Annotated in this window: 18 protein-coding genes; 1 reads left to right on the top strand and 17 read right to left on the bottom strand. The window is 51.0% G+C overall.

Annotated features, from left to right (window positions below; genetic code table 11):
- Positions 1–428 precede the first annotated feature (428 nt).
- From rbr to ACTNDI_RS04005, 7 genes are all read right to left on the bottom strand, one after another.
- Positions 429–1,076: a rubrerythrin gene (rbr, locus tag ACTNDI_RS04035; protein ID WP_441099470.1), complete on the bottom strand. Its 648-nt coding sequence runs from the start codon at positions 1,074–1,076 to the stop codon at positions 429–431.
- Positions 1,077–1,369: 293 nt separating this feature from the next.
- Positions 1,370–2,359: a choloylglycine hydrolase gene (bsh, locus tag ACTNDI_RS04030; RefSeq protein WP_441099469.1), complete on the bottom strand. Its 990-nt coding sequence runs from the start codon at positions 2,357–2,359 to the stop codon at positions 1,370–1,372.
- Positions 2,360–2,728: 369 nt separating this feature from the next.
- Positions 2,729–3,466, bottom strand: a complete 738-nt coding sequence (locus ACTNDI_RS04025) for a response regulator (RefSeq protein WP_441099468.1) — start codon at positions 3,464–3,466, stop codon at positions 2,729–2,731.
- Positions 3,459–5,069: a sensor histidine kinase gene (locus ACTNDI_RS04020; RefSeq protein WP_441099467.1), complete on the bottom strand. Its 1,611-nt coding sequence runs from the start codon at positions 5,067–5,069 to the stop codon at positions 3,459–3,461. The genes ACTNDI_RS04025 and ACTNDI_RS04020 overlap by 8 nt, the downstream gene beginning before the upstream one ends.
- A gap of 27 nt (positions 5,070–5,096) precedes the next feature.
- Complete coding sequence (locus tag ACTNDI_RS04015) at positions 5,097–5,228, bottom strand: hypothetical protein (protein WP_441099466.1); 132 nt, start codon at positions 5,226–5,228, stop codon at positions 5,097–5,099.
- 215 nt (positions 5,229–5,443) lie between these two features.
- A complete protein-coding gene (locus ACTNDI_RS04010; RefSeq protein WP_441099465.1) occupies positions 5,444–6,091 on the bottom strand; it encodes a potassium channel family protein in 648 nt (215 codons plus the stop codon).
- Between the two features lie 39 nt (positions 6,092–6,130).
- Positions 6,131–7,468 carry a TrkH family potassium uptake protein gene (locus ACTNDI_RS04005; protein WP_441099474.1) on the bottom strand — a complete coding sequence of 446 codons (1,338 nt, stop codon included), beginning with the start codon at positions 7,466–7,468 and terminating at the stop codon, positions 6,131–6,133.
- Between the two features lie 387 nt (positions 7,469–7,855).
- Between ACTNDI_RS04005 and ACTNDI_RS04000 the strand changes: the two genes are divergently transcribed.
- Entirely contained in the window at positions 7,856–9,058 is a 1,203-nt protein-coding gene (locus ACTNDI_RS04000; protein ID WP_441099464.1) for a cation:proton antiporter, read from the top strand.
- A gap of 197 nt (positions 9,059–9,255) precedes the next feature.
- On the opposite strand, the gene ACTNDI_RS03995 is transcribed toward ACTNDI_RS04000, so the two are convergent.
- The 10 genes from ACTNDI_RS03995 to eutJ all read right to left on the bottom strand — a co-directional run bounded on the left by ACTNDI_RS03995 (position 9,256) and on the right by eutJ (position 16,482).
- Positions 9,256–9,492 carry a glutaredoxin family protein gene (locus tag ACTNDI_RS03995; RefSeq protein ID WP_441099463.1) on the bottom strand — a complete coding sequence of 79 codons (237 nt, stop codon included), beginning with the start codon at positions 9,490–9,492 and terminating at the stop codon, positions 9,256–9,258.
- Positions 9,493–9,607: 115 nt separating this feature from the next.
- A complete protein-coding gene (locus ACTNDI_RS03990) occupies positions 9,608–11,047 on the bottom strand; it encodes a hypothetical protein (RefSeq protein ID WP_441099462.1) in 1,440 nt (479 codons plus the stop codon).
- Positions 11,048–11,164: 117 nt separating this feature from the next.
- A complete protein-coding gene (locus ACTNDI_RS03985; RefSeq protein WP_441099461.1) occupies positions 11,165–11,656 on the bottom strand; it encodes a EutP/PduV family microcompartment system protein in 492 nt (163 codons plus the stop codon).
- Between the two features lie 4 nt (positions 11,657–11,660).
- Positions 11,661–12,089 (bottom strand): BMC domain-containing protein, encoded by a 429-nt coding sequence (locus ACTNDI_RS03980; protein ID WP_441099460.1) that lies wholly within the window; start codon positions 12,087–12,089, stop codon positions 11,661–11,663.
- 8 nt (positions 12,090–12,097) lie between these two features.
- Positions 12,098–12,460, bottom strand: a complete 363-nt coding sequence (locus ACTNDI_RS03975; protein WP_441099459.1) for a BMC domain-containing protein — start codon at positions 12,458–12,460, stop codon at positions 12,098–12,100.
- 138 nt (positions 12,461–12,598) lie between these two features.
- Positions 12,599–13,066 carry a cupin domain-containing protein gene (locus tag ACTNDI_RS03970; RefSeq protein WP_441099458.1) on the bottom strand — a complete coding sequence of 156 codons (468 nt, stop codon included), beginning with the start codon at positions 13,064–13,066 and terminating at the stop codon, positions 12,599–12,601.
- A 19-nt stretch (positions 13,067–13,085) separates the two neighbouring features.
- Positions 13,086–14,282, bottom strand: coding sequence for an ethanolamine utilization protein EutH (locus ACTNDI_RS03965; protein ID WP_441099457.1), 1,197 nt, complete (start codon positions 14,280–14,282; stop codon positions 13,086–13,088).
- Positions 14,283–14,397: 115 nt separating this feature from the next.
- On the bottom strand, positions 14,398–14,676 hold the full coding sequence (locus ACTNDI_RS03960) for a EutN/CcmL family microcompartment protein (RefSeq protein ID WP_441099456.1): 279 nt from the start codon (positions 14,674–14,676) through the stop codon (positions 14,398–14,400).
- A gap of 14 nt (positions 14,677–14,690) precedes the next feature.
- Complete coding sequence (locus tag ACTNDI_RS03955; RefSeq protein WP_441099455.1) at positions 14,691–15,638, bottom strand: hypothetical protein; 948 nt, start codon at positions 15,636–15,638, stop codon at positions 14,691–14,693.
- Between the two features lie 22 nt (positions 15,639–15,660).
- On the bottom strand, positions 15,661–16,482 hold the full coding sequence (gene eutJ / locus ACTNDI_RS03950; protein WP_441099454.1) for an ethanolamine utilization protein EutJ: 822 nt from the start codon (positions 16,480–16,482) through the stop codon (positions 15,661–15,663).
- Positions 16,483–16,502 lie beyond the last annotated feature (20 nt).

Below are 16,502 nucleotides of genomic sequence, written 5' to 3'. Positions count from 1 at the left end.
CTCGTTACCTTGTACGGTGGTTACTCCTTTCAGAGCGTTTCACGCAGACCTCCCTAGGTACCACACGTTTCTTCCTCTCCATCCATCTGCCTCATTTATCATGCATGATTCTGTGTAGTTATTGGGCTTCGACTTGTGCAGCAGCCTTACCCTCATGCATAACCTCGTATAAGATTTCTGTACGTCAGACCGGAGATTTGCCCGTGGGTTAGTATGTTCCCCACATCCAGCTTCCTTCAGATTCCGTCTCGCGGCGGACACCCTTGCCTTCGGCTATATCCTTCCCACTACCGGGTGGATTCGGGACTTGAACCCGTTGGAAACGTGCGCCGCTAGGCGCACAGCAAGACAGGCAGGTACTGCTTTTGAGCAGTTCCTGCCTGTCCTTTGTGTATGGGTTGATTTATATTTACCATTAAACCCGGAAATTAATAGTTCTCTTCATGCACCTCAAAGAAGGACTGCGGATGATTGCATACCGGACAAACCTCCGGAGCTTCTGTTCCCACAACGATATGTCCGCAGTTTCTGCACTCCCAGACCTTGACCTCGCTCTTCTTGAAGACCTCTTTCATCTCTACGTTGTGAAGCAGCTTGCGGTAGCGCTCCTCGTGTGTCTTCTCGATCGCGGCAACACCGCGGAACTTCTCGGCCAGCTCGTGGAAGCCTTCCTCGTCGGCATCCTTTGCCATACGCACATACATATCGGTCCACTCATAATTCTCGCCAAGAGCACCGGACAGCAGATTCTCTTCTGTGTCGCCGAGCATACCGAGTTCCTTGAACCAGAGCTTTGCATGCTCTTTCTCGTTGTCCGCTGTTTTCAGGAAAAGTGCCGCAATCTGCTCAAATCCCTGCTTCTTCGCAACGGAAGCGAAGAATGTGTATTTGTTGCGCGCCTGTGACTCACCGGAGAAAGCCTCCAGCAGGTTCTTTTCCGTCTTGGTACCGGCATAAGGATTCTTCTTTTCTTCATCCACCGGCTCAAATACATTCTTCTGATGACACTTCGGGCACTCCTCCGGAGCCTGATCTCCCTCGTAGATATACCCACAAACCTTACATTTGAACTTCATAACACGCCTCCTGTCTGATTGCGTCTCAGTCGTCAGGCAGACAGACTCCGCTTTCACCGCTGAAATCCGCTTCTCTTCTGCCGCCGTCTCTTCCGATCCGCTCCTCTTCTGATTGCTCCTGTATGATTCTTTCCTGATTTGTGCTGTCTGAGCTTTTGTGATAATTCCATCCTATCCATCACAATATTCAGCACGTAACTGTATTATACCCGATATTGTCATGATAAGTCCAGTCACAATATTGCCGATTCTCAGTGCTGTAATTGTCATGCCACAGTTGTCAGCATTATCTTTTAATTCTGCATCCGGATCTGCTGTCCCTTTATGAGTTCGTACGAGGTGAGACTGCTCCCGTCAAGATCTGTGTGATGCATGTCAACCGCCGTGATCTGACTGTTCTCATACGTCGTGTAATAATAGATTCCTTTGTCCATATTGCAGCAGGAGCTGTAGATCGTATACTCGCAGACCGGATTCCCGTCCTTGTCCGTCGCAAGACGGCAGCATCCTTTCTGCTGCTCGACAGATCCGAGGATCTTGAAAAACTGGCTGATACTTGCGGATTCATCCTCCGCCTTCAGGGAATTCATCTTTGTAAATGCAACCTTTACAAATCTTGAGGCCGAGGAAAGATCTCCCGGAATTCCCATTCCGCCCATGCCGCGGCTGTACGCGTTCAGCTCCACGCCCGGGATCAGCTTCTGCTCCGGAAGCCCGGCGGATGCGTTCATATAATCTGCGAGATGTGTCATCTGATAATCAAAGGTCGGATTATTGGTCATCACTCCTACCGGGTTATCGTAGATCTGCGCGCCCCGTGCCGTCTGTTCAAATACCACGCACTCCTTCTGATCGGCGACAATCCAGTGAAGCGGTGAAGGCGGAAGCTCCGCCGCAAAAGCGTCATCGGTCAGGTTGATTCTTGAAAGATACTTTCTGGCTTCCTCCACACTTCCGCACTGACCCAGAATCCATGAAATGAATTCAAAGGAAGCGACATTGTCCTTTCCCTCCTCCGGCTTTCTGTAATCTGCGTTTCCGGGAAAGTTCAGACCTGCCATCGACAGTCCCTTTTCATTCATTGCATCATAATATAGCGGGTAATCTCCAACCACATATGCCATGCCGATCATTGCCAGGTGGTTTGGTATAGGGGCCAGATGACGGAACACAAGTTCCTTGTTTCTCGGTGTGACCGTTACCGACTCATGATACGAATACTCCAGATCAAGATTTCTTCCAAAATAATGGTCCTTACCTGTATATGTTGCCGCTGTGCACATAATCTGTCCTTTCTGCAGTTCTCACTGCGATGCTGAACTCAGTTGATGTCCGTTCTTTCGGTTTCCTATACACTATACTTCATTTTCCAGACACTGTCCTGTGATTTTCTGTTTTTTTACGTAATATTTTTATATTTTCTCATTTTTACGCAACGGAATCACCCGGTCAGAAGTCCTGACCGGCCTCACCTTCTGTACAAAAAGGCAGTCTTCATCACCAGACAGCCTCTGACCGGAAATGGCCCGCATCACCTTGCACACAAAAAGGCAGGGACTTTATTGACACGTCCCTGCCAGTGCATGAAATGGTAAAACGCCAAATGCGAGAATGCAAAGCCGGGGATGATCTGGGCGCATGAAGCACAGATCTCAGCAATTCCCGGGCTGTCGGTTCTTTCCCCTTCCGTCTTCTTCTGCCTTCAGCATCCGGTATCCGATGCCGATGTGCGTCTGAATGAAATGCTGCGAGCCCTCCTTATCTTCCAGCTTTTTTCGCAGATTTGCCATAAATACCCGCAGCGACGCCATTTCGCTCTCCGCGGATTCTCCCCAGATCGCCTTCGTGATATAGGAATAGGTCAGAACCTTTCCCTCATTGTGCGCGAGCAGAGAGATCAGCTTATATTCAATCGGCGTCAGGTGGAGCTCCCTTCCGTCCAGAGTCACCGTCTCCGCCGGAAAATCGATGACCAGTCCCCCGTTTGTGAACACCGGCGTCGGTTCCGCCGCCTGCTTCAGAAACGGCAGACGTCTCAGTGAGACGCGGAGTCTTGCCAAAAGCTCCTCCACAGAAAACGGTTTTGTCAGATAATCGTCCGCCCCCGCGTCGAGTGCCTCGATCTTGTCGGTCTCCTCGCTTCTCGCGCTGATCACAATGATCGGAAGCGCGGACCAGGTCCGCACTTTTCGGATTACCTCTACGCCATCCATGTCCGGCAGTCCCAGATCCAGAAAAATAACATCCGGGCTGCGGGTAGCCGCCTGCATCACCGCAGTCTGCCCGTTCCCGGCTGTAACCGAATCGTATCCATACATCTTCAGAGCCGTCGTAATCAGGTTCTGCACAGAGGGATCATCCTCTACCACAAGAATCGTTGCCTTAGACATCCGTCCGAACCTCCTCCGCCGGTATTGTAAACCGGAAAATGCTGCCGTGCGGAACATTCTCCTCGTACCAGATCTTCCCGCCGTGCGCCTGCACAATTTCCCTGCAAAGGGCAAGACCGAGGCCGAGACTTCTGCTACTGTCCGCCACTGTCTTTTTACCGCTGTAAAACATGTCAAAGATATGCGGCCGGTCTGTCTCAGACACACCAGCCCCGTTATCCTTTACTGAAATCTGAATCATATCCCCCTTCCGCTCCGTGCAGATCCGGATATCCGAACCCGGCGGCGTATACTTCACGGCGTTATTCACCAGATTGACCAGTACCTGGATAATCAGGTGCGCGTCCATTTTTCCAAGCAACACCTCCGACGACTGCTCTGTGGAAAACCGATGCTCGGAAAGCTTCCGGCTGCAATGCCTCCGCGCCTCTTCAATCACCTCGCTGACGAATTCCGCAGAGGTATGAATTCTGGTCTGATCATCCTTCAGCCGCGTAATGGACAGCAGATTCTCCACCAGATCCTCCAGCCACATAGAATCCTCATATATATTGGAATAAAGATTTTTCCTCGACGCATCATCCAGCCTGTCCCCATCGGACAGCAGGAGGCTCGCTGTGCCTGAAATCGATGTCAGCGGAGTCCTCAGGTCATGAGAAATCGAGCGAAGAAGATTCGCGCGAAGCTGTTCGTTCTTCGCCATCAGCCGTGCCTGTTCCTTTTCCTGCTCGTTCCGCTTATTCTCCAGGGCAATCGCGGCTTCCCCGAGTATCGCCGTCACCATGCTCTCCTCATAGGTGTCCAGCTCATTTTCCCGGACATCAATTCCCATGACGCCGTACACCACCTGATTCAGTCGGATCGTCAGGTACACACAGGACGCTTCCGGAACAGAATTCGTACCTCTCCCGGTTTTTTCGCCATGTTCAAACGCCAGTTCTGCCGCAACCTTCTCTTGTTCGGCAGCAAAACCGGGTTCCCCGGAATTGTCCGACAGGAACATGGCGGGTTTCCCGTCAACGCTCCCCCTGTCTCTGTACAGAAGCACATTCCTGTGGAGAAGCCTCACAAGCTGCTTCGCTGTGATCTCCTTGATCTCGTCCTGACTCCTGCACTTTTCCACGAGCTGATTCGTCTCGTACAAAACACTGACCCGAAATGCCATGCGCGCGGAATTCCTCGCCTGCGTCCGCAGTCTGGCGGCCATTACACCGGTCAGCAGAGCGATCAGCAGCATCACACCGAAGGAAACTGTATAGCGGTTGTCATAGGCGTGAAGCGTGAATTCCGGAGCCGTAAACAGAAAATTATAGATCACGACACTTAGTCCGGCAGCGCAAACACTGTAGATCCAGTTTGCCGTGCGCACCGAAATCAGAAAAACAAAGAAGATATAGAGCACCACGATATTGGATTCCACACCGTTCAGCAGCTTAAACCACCAGCAGATCACGGAGCATAGTCCCAGCATCCCTGCAGAAAATAAAATCTCCCGGATTCTTTCCCGCGTGCTCACCCTGTCGTTTATCGACGATATCGCGGTTTCAACCGGTATTTTTTCTCTCTCCTTTGCTCCGGCATTCCTGACCTGTCCATTCTCCATACAGATTCCGCAGCCCCTTCCAAATCATCATTTTCTGTCCTTGCTGTCCTTATTCTTATTATGGTAGTATTTCTCTATCAGTTCGTCAAATGAAGATATCAGGTGGTCACCCACAATCGCAAGCACCGCAAGGAACGCTATCAACAACAATATCTTCATAACGATCCCTCCTTCCGATCTGTCTCACTTTCCCCGGCATCTCCGCTGTCTTCGGCCTTTATATGAGCCCCATATGCCGTAACGCAGTTATTGCAATTCCGCTGTCCTCCTGTCTTTACGTGAGCCGCATCTGCCGTATCGCAGTTATTGCAATTCCGCTGTCCTTCTGTTTTTACGTGAGCCGCATCTGCTGTCCCGCCGTTACGCCAGCTTTCTCAGATCCTGAAGCATTTCTGCATATCCTTGTTCTTCCCGAGCACCAGAAGATTTTCTTCTGCTGTCAGAACTGTCTCGGATGTGATATTCATATCAATCCTCTCATCAGCTTTTATGGCAAGGATATTGATCCGGTAACGTTTCCGGATATTCAGCTCCCCGACCGACTTCCCGACCCAGTTATCGGGAACGGACACCTCGAAGATGGCACAGTCATCATCCATGGCAAAATAATCAAAAACGTGATCCGAGCTGTACCGGATAGCCGCCCATCTCGCGATCTGCTGTTCCGGAAAAACAACCTCGTCTGCCCCGTTCCTCTTCAGGAATTTCGCCTGAACCTCGCTGGCGGCCCTGGCCACCACAAGCTTGCCGCCGAGCTCCTTCACCAGTGATGTCGTCTCCAGGGAATCCTGAAAACAGTCCCCGATCGCCACAAAGCACAGATCATAATTCCGGATTCCCAGCGACTTCAGAAACTCCTCGTCCGTGCTGTCTCCGATTCTGGCATTGGTCACATAGGGCATGATCTCATTGACGCGCTTTTCATTGCGGTCAACTGCCATGACCTCGTGATTCATCTCCCGGAGCTTCATCGCAATATTTTTTCCGAAACGGCCGAGTCCGATCAGTAAAATTGACTTCATCTGCATCTCTCCTCCTCCATATTCCCCAAAAGCAAGGCTTCATCCCACTGTGATCCGTTCCTCCGGAAGTCGCCCGTTGTTCATTCCCTTCTCTGACACTGTCGCAAAGATCAGCGTCAGTCCTCCGACTCTTCCGAAATACATCAGGAAAGTCAGAATTCCCCTCGATACCAGCGACAGTCCCGGTGTGATTCCCATGGTCAGACCCACCGTTCCGATCGCGGACGCCGTCTCAAACAGGCAGTCCAGAAGAGGCAGTCCTTCGATCCTGCTGATCACCATTCCCCCGAGAGCAAAAAGCATGGTATAGAGCAGAAGGATGGCGCCGGCACTCCGGATTGCGTCCAGTGGTATTCTTCTCCCGAAAATTTCCGCGTCCTTGCGCTGTCGGAACACCGCGGCGGCAGACGCCAGAAGAACCGCTGCCGTCGTCGTCTTCATCCCGCCCGCCGTTGATGCCGGTGATCCGCCAATCAGCATCAGAATGATTAAAACGAAGATCCCTGTCTCACTCATTTTTGTCAGGTCCGCGGTATTAAAGCCGGCAGTCCTGGGTGTCACCGACTGAAAAAACGAAAGCAGTACGCGCTCACCTGCCGGTCCCTCCGTGAATTCGCCGAAATAAAAGTAAATGGCCGGTACCAATATGAGTGTCAGTGTCATCGTCAGAATCACCTTGCTCTGCAGGCGGAACCGCTTCAGGTGAAAACCATTGATTGCCACGTCCATCCACGTCAGAAAACCGATTCCGCCCACAATAATAAGCGTCATGATTGTGATATTAATCAACGGATTTGCAGCGAAATGCGTCAGTGATCCGTATTTTCCACTCTCCCCCATCAGGTCAAATCCGGCATTGCAGAACGCCGACACTGAATGAAAAACCGCGTACCAGATTCCCTTTCCCGCGCCGAATCTACGGATAAATACCGGCATCATCACCGCCGCTCCGATCCCCTCACAGACGAAGGTGGTCTCCAGGATAAACCTCGTAAACTTCACAATCCCGCTGATCTGCGGAGCGGAGATCGATTCCTGCATGATGTTTCTCTGAATCAGACCAATCTTTTTGCCGGATACAAGAGCCAGTGCGATCGCCACCGTAAATACACCAAGACCGCCTACCTGAATCAGTGTCAGAATCACAGCCTGACCGAAAAAACTCCAGAACGTCGCCGTGTCCTGCACGACCAGTCCCGTCACACACACGGCGGAGACCGCCGTAAACAGCGAATCCGCGAATCCCGCAGATCCTGCGCCACGCGAGGAAAAAGGAAGCATCAAAAGCAGCGTTCCCGCAATGATTACCATCAGAAATCCGAGTATGATCACCTGTACCGGCTTCAGGTGCTCCAGCTTATTCACTAGTTGTCTCATCATATCAGGCATCTCTTTTCCAGGATCAAATAACATCGTATTTATCTCTTATCAGATCCACAATCAGATGACATCGTATTATCTCTTATCAGATCCACAATCAAATGACATCCTATTGTCTCTTATCAGATCCACAATCAAATGACATTCTATTATCTCTTCATCAGAATCAGCAAAGACGTCATATTAACCTTTTTATATTCTTATTATCCGGCAACGATCATAAAGACAGTATTAATGTTGCCGGTCTGGTATTAAGATTTTATTAAGATAACACGTGCTCAGACGGCTTAAAAAAAATACTGCGAAGACGTTTTATTTGTTGTATAATAAAGTGTGAAATTATTATCAATTTTATAAAATATTATTAGGAGTTGGGGTGTTTAAATGGATACGCTAAGTATTTTAAAGGACATAGCTATTATTATTATCGCAGCCAAGTTTCTGGGCCTCATTGCGCGAAAACTCAAGGCGCCTCAAGTCGCGGGCGAGATCATCGCCGGTCTTCTCATCGGGCCAAGTGTCTTCAATATCGTTCAGACCAATGATTTCCTAACCGGAATGGCCGAAATCGGCGTCATCCTTCTGATGTTCAACGCCGGCCTCGAGACCGACCTCGATCAGCTGAAGAAATCCGGAATAAAGGCGACCCTCATCGCCTGTGCTGGAGTCGCGGTTCCAATGGCACTCGGAACCCTTCTCTTCATGTGCTTCTACGGTTTTTCCGCACCGGGCACCGAGAACTTTACCCGCGGCCTGTTCATCGGAACGATTCTTGCCGCGACCTCTGTCAGCATTACGGTTCAGGCGCTGCGCGAGCTCGGAAAGCTTTCAACCGAAGTCGGAACCACAATCATGAGCGCAGCGATCATCGATGACGTCATTGGTATCCTCGTCCTCACCGCTGTCATCAGTCTCAAGAACCCGAAGGCAAATATCGGACTTGTTGCGCTGAAGACACTTCTGTTCTTTGTGTTTGCTCTGATCGCTGGGTATCTCGTTTACCAGCTCATGAAAAAAATCGACAGCCGGTACCCGCATACCCGCCGGATTCCGATCATCGGACTCGCCCTCGCCTTTGCGCTCTCCTACGTCGCCGACAAATACTTCGGCGTGGCCGACATCACCGGTGCCTACTGCGCAGGCGTCATTCTCTGTTCTCTGAATGACGCGGAATATATCGGCCGGAAAATGGACATCAATTCCTATATGATCTTCGGACCGGTTTTCTTCGCAAGCATAGGTCTTCAGACCAATCTGAGACAGCTGGACACTACCATCCTCCTGTTCTCCGCCGCATTTGTAGTGGTCGGCCTGGTCGGAAAGATCATCGGCTGCGGCGCCGTCGCACGGGTCTGCGGATTCAGCGGCCCGGACAGCCTGAAGATCGGCGTAGGTATGATGACCCGCGGCGAGGTCGCCCTGATCGTCGCGCAGCGAGGTCTCAAGGCAGGAATGATGGACAGCCGCTATTTTACCTCGGTCATCCTTCTGATCATCATCAGTTCGATCATCACTCCGATCGCTCTGAAGGCGCTGTACGCAAAATCCGAAAAGACAGAGACTCCACAGCCGGAAAAGGTCGCCTGAAAACGCGCTCTGGAAACCTCTTGAAAAAGCGGCCGGATAATGTGCTCTGGAAACTTCTTGAAAAATCAGCCGGAAGAAATCTTCCGGAACCAAAAACAAATAGCTCAAAAACAGCCCGTACCGCAGGGGAACACTGTCCCCCTGCGGTACGGGCTGTTTCATAGCTTCACAGATGAAATCCTATTGTTTTTTCTTCCTTACATCGGATGATCCGCCAGATACTGAATGATATCCATGCTCTCATACAGCGGTTTTCCATCGATGAACAGGCACGGAACCTGATCCATGCCGCCGTCGCGGATGAGACGCGCATGGTTCTCCGGATCCTCCAGGATATCCCTGTAGACCACATCAGTTCTTCCGTTTTCGCGGATCCATCCCATCACTCTCTGACAGTACGGGCAGGTATCCTTCTTGTAAAGTTCAAGTACCATCCTTTCTCTCCTTTCTGTTGTCCTCATTTTCTTATATTTCCAGTCTTACATATTCCTGACGATTTTGCCAGTGGCAATCCCAGAATCTCCCCTGCCGCCTTTCCGTTCCGCAATTTCACTGGCTGTTTTTCCGTCGCGCAACCATAGAGACCATCTCATGCTCGTCTCCCTCTACCGAAATAATATTCAGCGGAGAGAGCCTGGAATAGATACCGGCGAGGTGTCCCGCATACAGGTACATCCCCGTCATGTTCGCGAAGCTGTGCACCCGTGGGCTCTTCTGCCCTTTCGCCTGCTCCTGCCAGGGATTGTCCGTGTAATCTGTATCCGTGTAGTCCGCATTCAGAGTCCGGTACGGGCTGACATACTCCTGAATTACATACCCTTTTCCCGCGCGGTCCCTCAGCAATTTCTGCCACTGTTCATCCGTGAAATTGCCGCTGTAATAAATTCCGTGCGCGCCGTAGGAATCCTCCGGCTTCAGAATCCATCTGCGGCTTCTGCCTCCCTCATCTGACCACGTCGTATGCATGAATTTTTCCACATGCAGAAGCCCGGAAACAAGGTCCGCCGTGTATGGAATGTGCTGCGCGACATACCGGTTTTCCTCCTCCGTCAGGAACGCTTTTGTGCGATCGAGGTGCAGAACCTTAAACAGAATCTTGTCATGAACGACCTGTGTACAGAAGTCGCCAATCAGACAGACCTTACGGTCCCTCACTGCATCCAGAAACGGCCGGATCTCCTCCCGATGCTCCAGAATATCACTCGTCACCGCCCGCCGGTAAATCGCGTCCACGCGAAATCCCTCCGGCGTATACAGGTGCTCGCCGTCATAGGTAAGGCTGCGAATATCCGCCACACATGAGCGGCTGCCTCTCTTGCGGAAGGCTTCGGCAAATCGCTCCAGCTCCGCCGAAGCAATGCTCTTTTCAAGAAAATCCACAATGGCCACCTGCGGATGCTCCGGATAACGGCCCGTCTCCTTCACCAGATCGAGGAACACACGTGCCCATGAATCAAAAAGCTCAAACTCCTGTTGTTCATATTCCTCCGAGAAGCACCGGTACATCAGGGTTTTGCGGTAGGCCTCCGTCATGATCCGGTTTTCGTTCATCGCGCTGCTGCCATCCGCGTTGAACTCGCAGAACTTAAAGTCCCCCGTCTTCTCATCAAAAAACATATCCAGCCTGCACACCGGGAGCAGAACGGAATACTCCGGTCCCCTGCAAATCATTTCCTCCAGCTCCTTCGGAAAGCCGAAAAGCTTCCGGTAATCCGGATCATCCAAGTATTCCCGGATCACCTTCACCAGGATCTTCCAGGCCGTCTCGCCTGCCTCACGGATCTTCAGAAAGCCCTCCTCTGTGAATAACTTGGGAAAATACAGCATCTTGACCGGTACGCCCCGGTACCTTGCGTCTGACTGCTGAATTTCTTCATTTTCTTCCTGCCCAGACTTATCATGTCCTTTGATGTCTTGATAATAGAAATGCTCCGCCAGCTCCTGAAGCGTCAAAGCATGCTCTTCGCTTCTGTCTGATTCTGCAGTCACTGTTTCTCACCCTCTTCCCATGCACATGATATAAATTGAGGATAATACAAACATTTCTAAAAAGCAAACACCGCTTTGCCGCTGCCCTCCGTATACCTGCAATTTCGCAGCTCCGTTTCATTCCCAATCAGCCAGTCCCCTGCTCTGCTTTTCCATGGCCTCATCCAGACTGATCTTCTTGACCGGGAGACTTAAATACTCCTTAAGCTCCTTCAGCCCGTCACCGTTCATATTGTTGATGCAGAAAATTTTCTCACAGCAGCAATTCTGAAGCCACTGCCTCACCATCGGCACATTTGCGTACGGAGAGTCGATCTTCGTGATGATGCCGATGAGCGGCCTGTTCAAAAATGCATTGCAGTTCGGCGTGAAAAGCGAGAACGGTTCATCCGCGGCCACTACGATCGCGACGACATCCGCCTCGAACGAGAAGCAGGCCAGTCCGACGCCGACTTCCTTCGACTCCGCGTACTCGCCCGGTGTATCGATTACAGAATCGCCAGCATACGTGTACTGCGTCTTCTTATATACAATCTCCTCTCCCTTCAGAACCTGGGAGAGCGTTGTCTTCCCGGCCTCACTGCGGCCCATCAGAAACAGTTTTCTCATTGCTTCAGCTTTCCTCTATATCACAGACGTGAAAATGCAGATCATCCTTGAAAAAAGAACGGACGTTCTCGAGTGCCGTCCGTACTTCCTCCCTGCTGCCCAGTATAATCACGGTACCGTTAAACCGGTCCATAAAACCGATTTCCACATGTGCCGATTTCAGGGAGATATCCGCTGCCGGAACCGTGCATTCCCAGGGTGTAAACTTCATGATACCGATGGTCTCTCCCGTGTGATCTTCACCGGCATGCACACCGATGTGCAGCCCAAGATTCTTGTAGACCTCCTGCACGGATGTCCCGATCACATGTGCCATCGTCATATCTCTGCCCGGAGTCCGTACGCGCACAATCCTCAGCTGTTTGTTTTTGTCTCTTCTTTTCTGGCTGCTGATCCACTTCAGGAGTTCTTCAGCCGTCATCCTGTCAGCCATAGACACTCCTATCGTTTCGTGACCGGGCAGACGACATAGTGCAACTCATCACGAAAATAATCAACAACAGCCGTGATCGCGGCTGTCACACCCGCAATATCGCCCGACACGATCAGTGTTCCCGTGAAACGGTCTGCAAAGCCCAGATAGACATCGCCGCTTTTGACAGCAATATCAGACGCAATGACTGCAGACTCCGGCGGCGTCATATTCATAATGCCGATCGCCGATGAGCTGTAGTTAATGGCAGGGTTCATGCCAAGCTTCTGATATATGATCGGAGACGGGCTGCCCATTATGTGCGCAAGGGTGATTTCCTTGCCAGCCACCGTCTCCTGTACGATTCGAATCTGTTCATCACGGTTGTCCATCTGTTTCCTCCAACATTTTCGAGATAAATCACGCCCCGGTCTTGCCGTCAGCCTTCATCTTTTCGATAGTGATTCAGACTGCGCATACGCGCAGCCTGATCACAGTCATCCATTATGTTATATACCTGCTGCGTAGTTTTACGCAAGATCCGCCCAGTTTGCAGGATATACAAAATATGCGTAGCGGCATGTCTCCGGTGTCTGGAAGTGAATATGGCTTCCCTTCGGGATATAGATGATATCTCCCGGATCTCCGGAAACAATTCTTCCATCAATCTCAATCTCCAGCCTGCCCTCAAGAACCACGTCGTACTCATCATAAGTCAGTGTCCACTCAAAGCTGGTGTGATCCAGTTCCATCACACCTGCTCCCATTCTCGGAGCTTCGTCCAGCGTCACGACATCCTTGAGAGCAACACCGTCCTGCTTGAACGGTTCGCATTTCACTGTCGAGGTCTTTATTCCGATGATTCCGCTCGGATCGATTTTTTTCTCAAACCCGCAGTTACTATTCTTAGATGGAGCAGCAGACTGCTCCATAACTTTTGTGATAATTTCACGGATCATTTCTTCCGTAATACTCATGGTATACATTCCTTTCTTCAATCAGGGCCTGTCAAATCATCTACTTCTCCATCGTTGCATTAACCTTCTGCAGCAGTTTCGGCGACAGAATATTCGCAACGATCAGAGCGGTAATACCTGCTACAAGCTTTCCGATGATGACCGGAGTAACCATGGTCTGGTCAACGCCTGCTGTGAATCCCAGGTGATCGCCAAATACGAAAGCAGCGGATACGGCAAACGCGACATTCAGAAGTTTTCCTTTCGGATCCATTTCACCGAAAATGTTGAACATGGCGATATTGTTCGCAAGATTCGCAACCATACCTGCGGAAGCCGTCTCGTTGATTCCGAGAAGGTGACCAAGCTTCTTCAGTCCGCCTCCGAAAGTCCTGGTGATCCACTCAACCATTGGGAAGGCACCGATCAGTACAATACCGATCTGTCCGCAGGTCAGAAGTCCTGAATCGAGCGGTGTCAGCCCTGTTGAAGCATCCGGTGTTGCCATCTGATCAAACAGCGGGAACATGATACCAGTGATCTGCTCAAATACAGCAATTGCAGTCAGGGCAGTGATCACGACGGTAACGCCGATCCCGAAGCGGTTGAATCCGCGGATCATACGGCCGGGACGGAACCACAGACCGATAACGATCAGTGCCGCGATGATGATAACCGGTATCAGGTTCTGCACGATACGCCCGAGACTCAGCTTATAGCTCGTCATCGCTGTCATACACAGGCCGCCGACGATACAGCCGATCGGAATAGTGATCATACCCGCGAGCACACCTGCTCCGAGGTAACCTCTGTCCTTCTTATCAATGATACCAAGTGCGACCGGAATTGTAAATACAATCGTCGGTCCCATCATCGTTCCCAGTATCAATCCCGCGAATTTTCCGATTGCTTCATCTCCAGCCAGCTGCATCGCCAACGGATAGCCTCCCATATCGCACGCCAGCAGTGTGGTTGCAAACATCGAAGAATCCGCACCGAAGAAATTGTATATCGGCTTGATGACCGGCCCCAGCACCTCCGCAAGCACCGGAGCTGCCGCTACAACGCCGGCCATGGAAAGCGCGAGAGGTCCGATGGCGTTAAAGCCTTCTTCAAATTTCTCACCATATCCCTTTTTATTGCCGCAGATCTTGTCTATCGCGCCGACAACCATGAATATCATCATGATCATCATGATTACTTTATTAATGGAGAGGGTCGTCGCCCACTCCCTCAGGCTTGATGTAAATGTGCTCATATTTTGCCCCTAAGAATAAACATTTTTTATAGTTGCTGCTAAAATAACCGCGACCGATGAGGATCCTGTGATTCAGGAATACCGGACTCCGGACTCCTGTCTTTCTATCCTCTGATTACTCCTGATAAACGATTTCCAGGTCGTCCACGATTCCGACTACAGTTGCATCAACGGGCGCGCTCATGTCATTGACCGCACTTCTTGCCGAGCTGCCATTGACGATGAGCACCGTCTCTCCGACGCCTGCGCCGATGAGATCAGCCGCGACAGTTGGAACGCTGTGCGATTTCTCATTACTGACGTCCAACGGCTGGACAACCAGAAGCTTCAGACCGGAGAGCCTTTCATCCTTTCTTGTGGCCCAGATATTCCCGATGACCTTTGCAACCTTCATCTTTTATCCCCCTTTTAATCGCAGCAGAAGCGGATACCCTTGCGCTCAGCGGTTTCTCTCGCGAGTTCTGTGATGATGCAGTCCTTTCTGACCCGGATACATGTCGCGCCGGCTTTCACCGACTCGATCACATCCCTTTCTGTCACAGCCTTGCGGCTGATGATGCATTCCTTACCGCAGGCTTCGCAGCCATCAACGGATAAGGGATTTTCCCCTGATGAGGAGTTTCCCTTGGTCGGCATCTTATCCGCCGATTTGTCCATGGCAATACGGTCGGGTTTCTCCACCGATTTGTCCATGGCAATACGATCGGGTTTCTCCACCGATTTGTCCATGGCAATACGATCGGGTTTCTCCGCCGATCTGTCTATGACAGCACCGACCAGTTTCTCAGCCGGAACGACAGTCAGTCCGCAGCTTTTCAGAAACTCCAGATCCCCGCTCATCCTCTTCCACATGGGTGATGGCATATTCTTTCTGTATCGCAGATATTCAATTTCATCCTCTGATACCAGCAATCTTTTGCCGGACATAAGCGCCTGCAGGGCTGCCTTCAGATACGGAGTATCTGCCATTCCCACACAAAGTTTTGAAAGATTCGCGCACGTCAGATTGTACAGAACGACGGTATCTATCCGTTCCATATCGATGCTGTTGTCACTGCTGCCATCGGAAAGAACCGCGCACTGTACATTGTACCTACCCGTAATCTCACTGTTCTCCAGGAAGGCCTTGCCATTCGTTCCTTCCTCTTCGGTCAAAATCAACAGAATTCTGCGTCCGCTTTTCGAAGCGGCAGACGATTCGCACGTTCCGTTTTCGCGGCAGGACTCTCCATGCGCCGCATCATTCGAACCGTTCATACACGCTGTGATCTCACTGTCAGAAACAGTGATCCCCATCTGCTCCAGTTTTTCTTTCACTCTGGCAGCGATGCGGTCTGTCAATTCTCCTGTTTCCATATTTCCTCCTTTCTGTCAGTCTTTAACCGGAAACGATGCAGTTCATCGCGATTCCGGCCGGCGTCACAAGGAAGGGATCCCGGGGCTTGATGGTTCTGATCCCCGTTACCTTCTCAAAGACACTTTCAATTCCTGTCAGACAGGACGTTCCGCCGCACAGATAGATCGTATCTGTCTCGGACGGATCGATATACTTTTTCACAATGGTAGCCATCTTTTCGACCACCGGACGTACCACCGGCATAATCTCTTTATGCCGGCTGTAGTCCTGCTTGATTTTTTCAGCTTCTTCGAAAGATACATGGTAATTTCCGGCAAGCACCAGAGACAGATGCGTGCCGCCTGTCGGCTCATCCTCTATCTCAATGACCTTTCCCTCTTTAAACAATGCGAGGCCGGTGGTGCCGCCGCCGATATCTACCACAACACCGTTCTGAATCTGATATACAGAATTCGCAGCCGTAGGCTCATCGAGCACATTGGTGACTTCGAACCCTGCTCCTTCTGCCACATATTCATGAGTCCGAACACTGGAGTCTGTACCGGCCGGCATGGCAATCGCGCACTCGACAAGCTCCCGGTCAATCCGCTTTTCCAATTTGTCCTTCAATTCCTGCACAATCGTCCGCGCGCCGCTGAAATCAACCACGACACCGTCCCGCAGAACGCTCGCAGCCTTTTTCTCACAGGCTACCGGCTGATTGTTCTCATCCAGAACGACGAGAACAATATATGCGGTACCCAGATCAAGCCCCGTCTTCAATCTTCCGGAAGACGGAAAAACCTCCTCCTGGGACTGTGATACCTTGTCCATGTATGTGTCAATTCGCTTCAGATCAAGCATAAACGCACCTTTCATTTCAA

The sequence above is a fragment of the Bilifractor sp. HCP3S3_D3 genome, from assembly GCF_052063915.1.
Taxonomy (GTDB): domain Bacteria; phylum Bacillota; class Clostridia; order Lachnospirales; family Lachnospiraceae; genus Bilifractor.
This window is presented reverse-complemented; position numbering and strand designations above follow the sequence as displayed.

Excerpts from the sequence above, each read along its gene's own strand:
- ACTNDI_RS03955 (WP_441099455.1), bottom strand. The coding sequence starts at position 15,638 with ATGGAAACAGGAGAATTGACAGACCGCATCGCTGCCAGAGTGAAAGAA.
- ACTNDI_RS04025 (WP_441099468.1), bottom strand. The coding sequence starts at position 3,466 with ATGTCTAAGGCAACGATTCTTGTGGTAGAGGATGATCCCTCTGTGCAG.
- ACTNDI_RS04015 (WP_441099466.1), bottom strand. The coding sequence starts at position 5,228 with ATGAAGATATTGTTGTTGATAGCGTTCCTTGCGGTGCTTGCGATTGTG.
- ACTNDI_RS03975 (WP_441099459.1), bottom strand. The coding sequence starts at position 12,460 with ATGGACAACCGTGATGAACAGATTCGAATCGTACAGGAGACGGTGGCT.
- ACTNDI_RS03995 (WP_441099463.1), bottom strand. The coding sequence starts at position 9,492 with ATGGTACTTGAACTTTACAAGAAGGATACCTGCCCGTACTGTCAGAGA.
- ACTNDI_RS03985 (WP_441099461.1), bottom strand. The coding sequence starts at position 11,656 with ATGAGAAAACTGTTTCTGATGGGCCGCAGTGAGGCCGGGAAGACAACG.
- rbr (WP_441099470.1), bottom strand. The coding sequence starts at position 1,076 with ATGAAGTTCAAATGTAAGGTTTGTGGGTATATCTACGAGGGAGATCAG.
- bsh (WP_441099469.1), bottom strand. The coding sequence starts at position 2,359 with ATGTGCACAGCGGCAACATATACAGGTAAGGACCATTATTTTGGAAGA.
- ACTNDI_RS04020 (WP_441099467.1), bottom strand. The coding sequence starts at position 5,069 with ATGGAGAATGGACAGGTCAGGAATGCCGGAGCAAAGGAGAGAGAAAAA.
- ACTNDI_RS03980 (WP_441099460.1), bottom strand. The coding sequence starts at position 12,089 with ATGGCTGACAGGATGACGGCTGAAGAACTCCTGAAGTGGATCAGCAGC.
- ACTNDI_RS03960 (WP_441099456.1), bottom strand. The coding sequence starts at position 14,676 with ATGAAGGTTGCAAAGGTCATCGGGAATATCTGGGCCACAAGAAAGGAT.
- ACTNDI_RS03965 (WP_441099457.1), bottom strand. The coding sequence starts at position 14,282 with ATGAGCACATTTACATCAAGCCTGAGGGAGTGGGCGACGACCCTCTCC.
- ACTNDI_RS04000 (WP_441099464.1), top strand. The coding sequence starts at position 7,856 with ATGGATACGCTAAGTATTTTAAAGGACATAGCTATTATTATTATCGCA.
- ACTNDI_RS04005 (WP_441099474.1), bottom strand. The coding sequence starts at position 7,468 with ATGAGACAACTAGTGAATAAGCTGGAGCACCTGAAGCCGGTACAGGTG.
- eutJ (WP_441099454.1), bottom strand. The coding sequence starts at position 16,482 with ATGCTTGATCTGAAGCGAATTGACACATACATGGACAAGGTATCACAG.
- ACTNDI_RS04010 (WP_441099465.1), bottom strand. The coding sequence starts at position 6,091 with ATGAAGTCAATTTTACTGATCGGACTCGGCCGTTTCGGAAAAAATATT.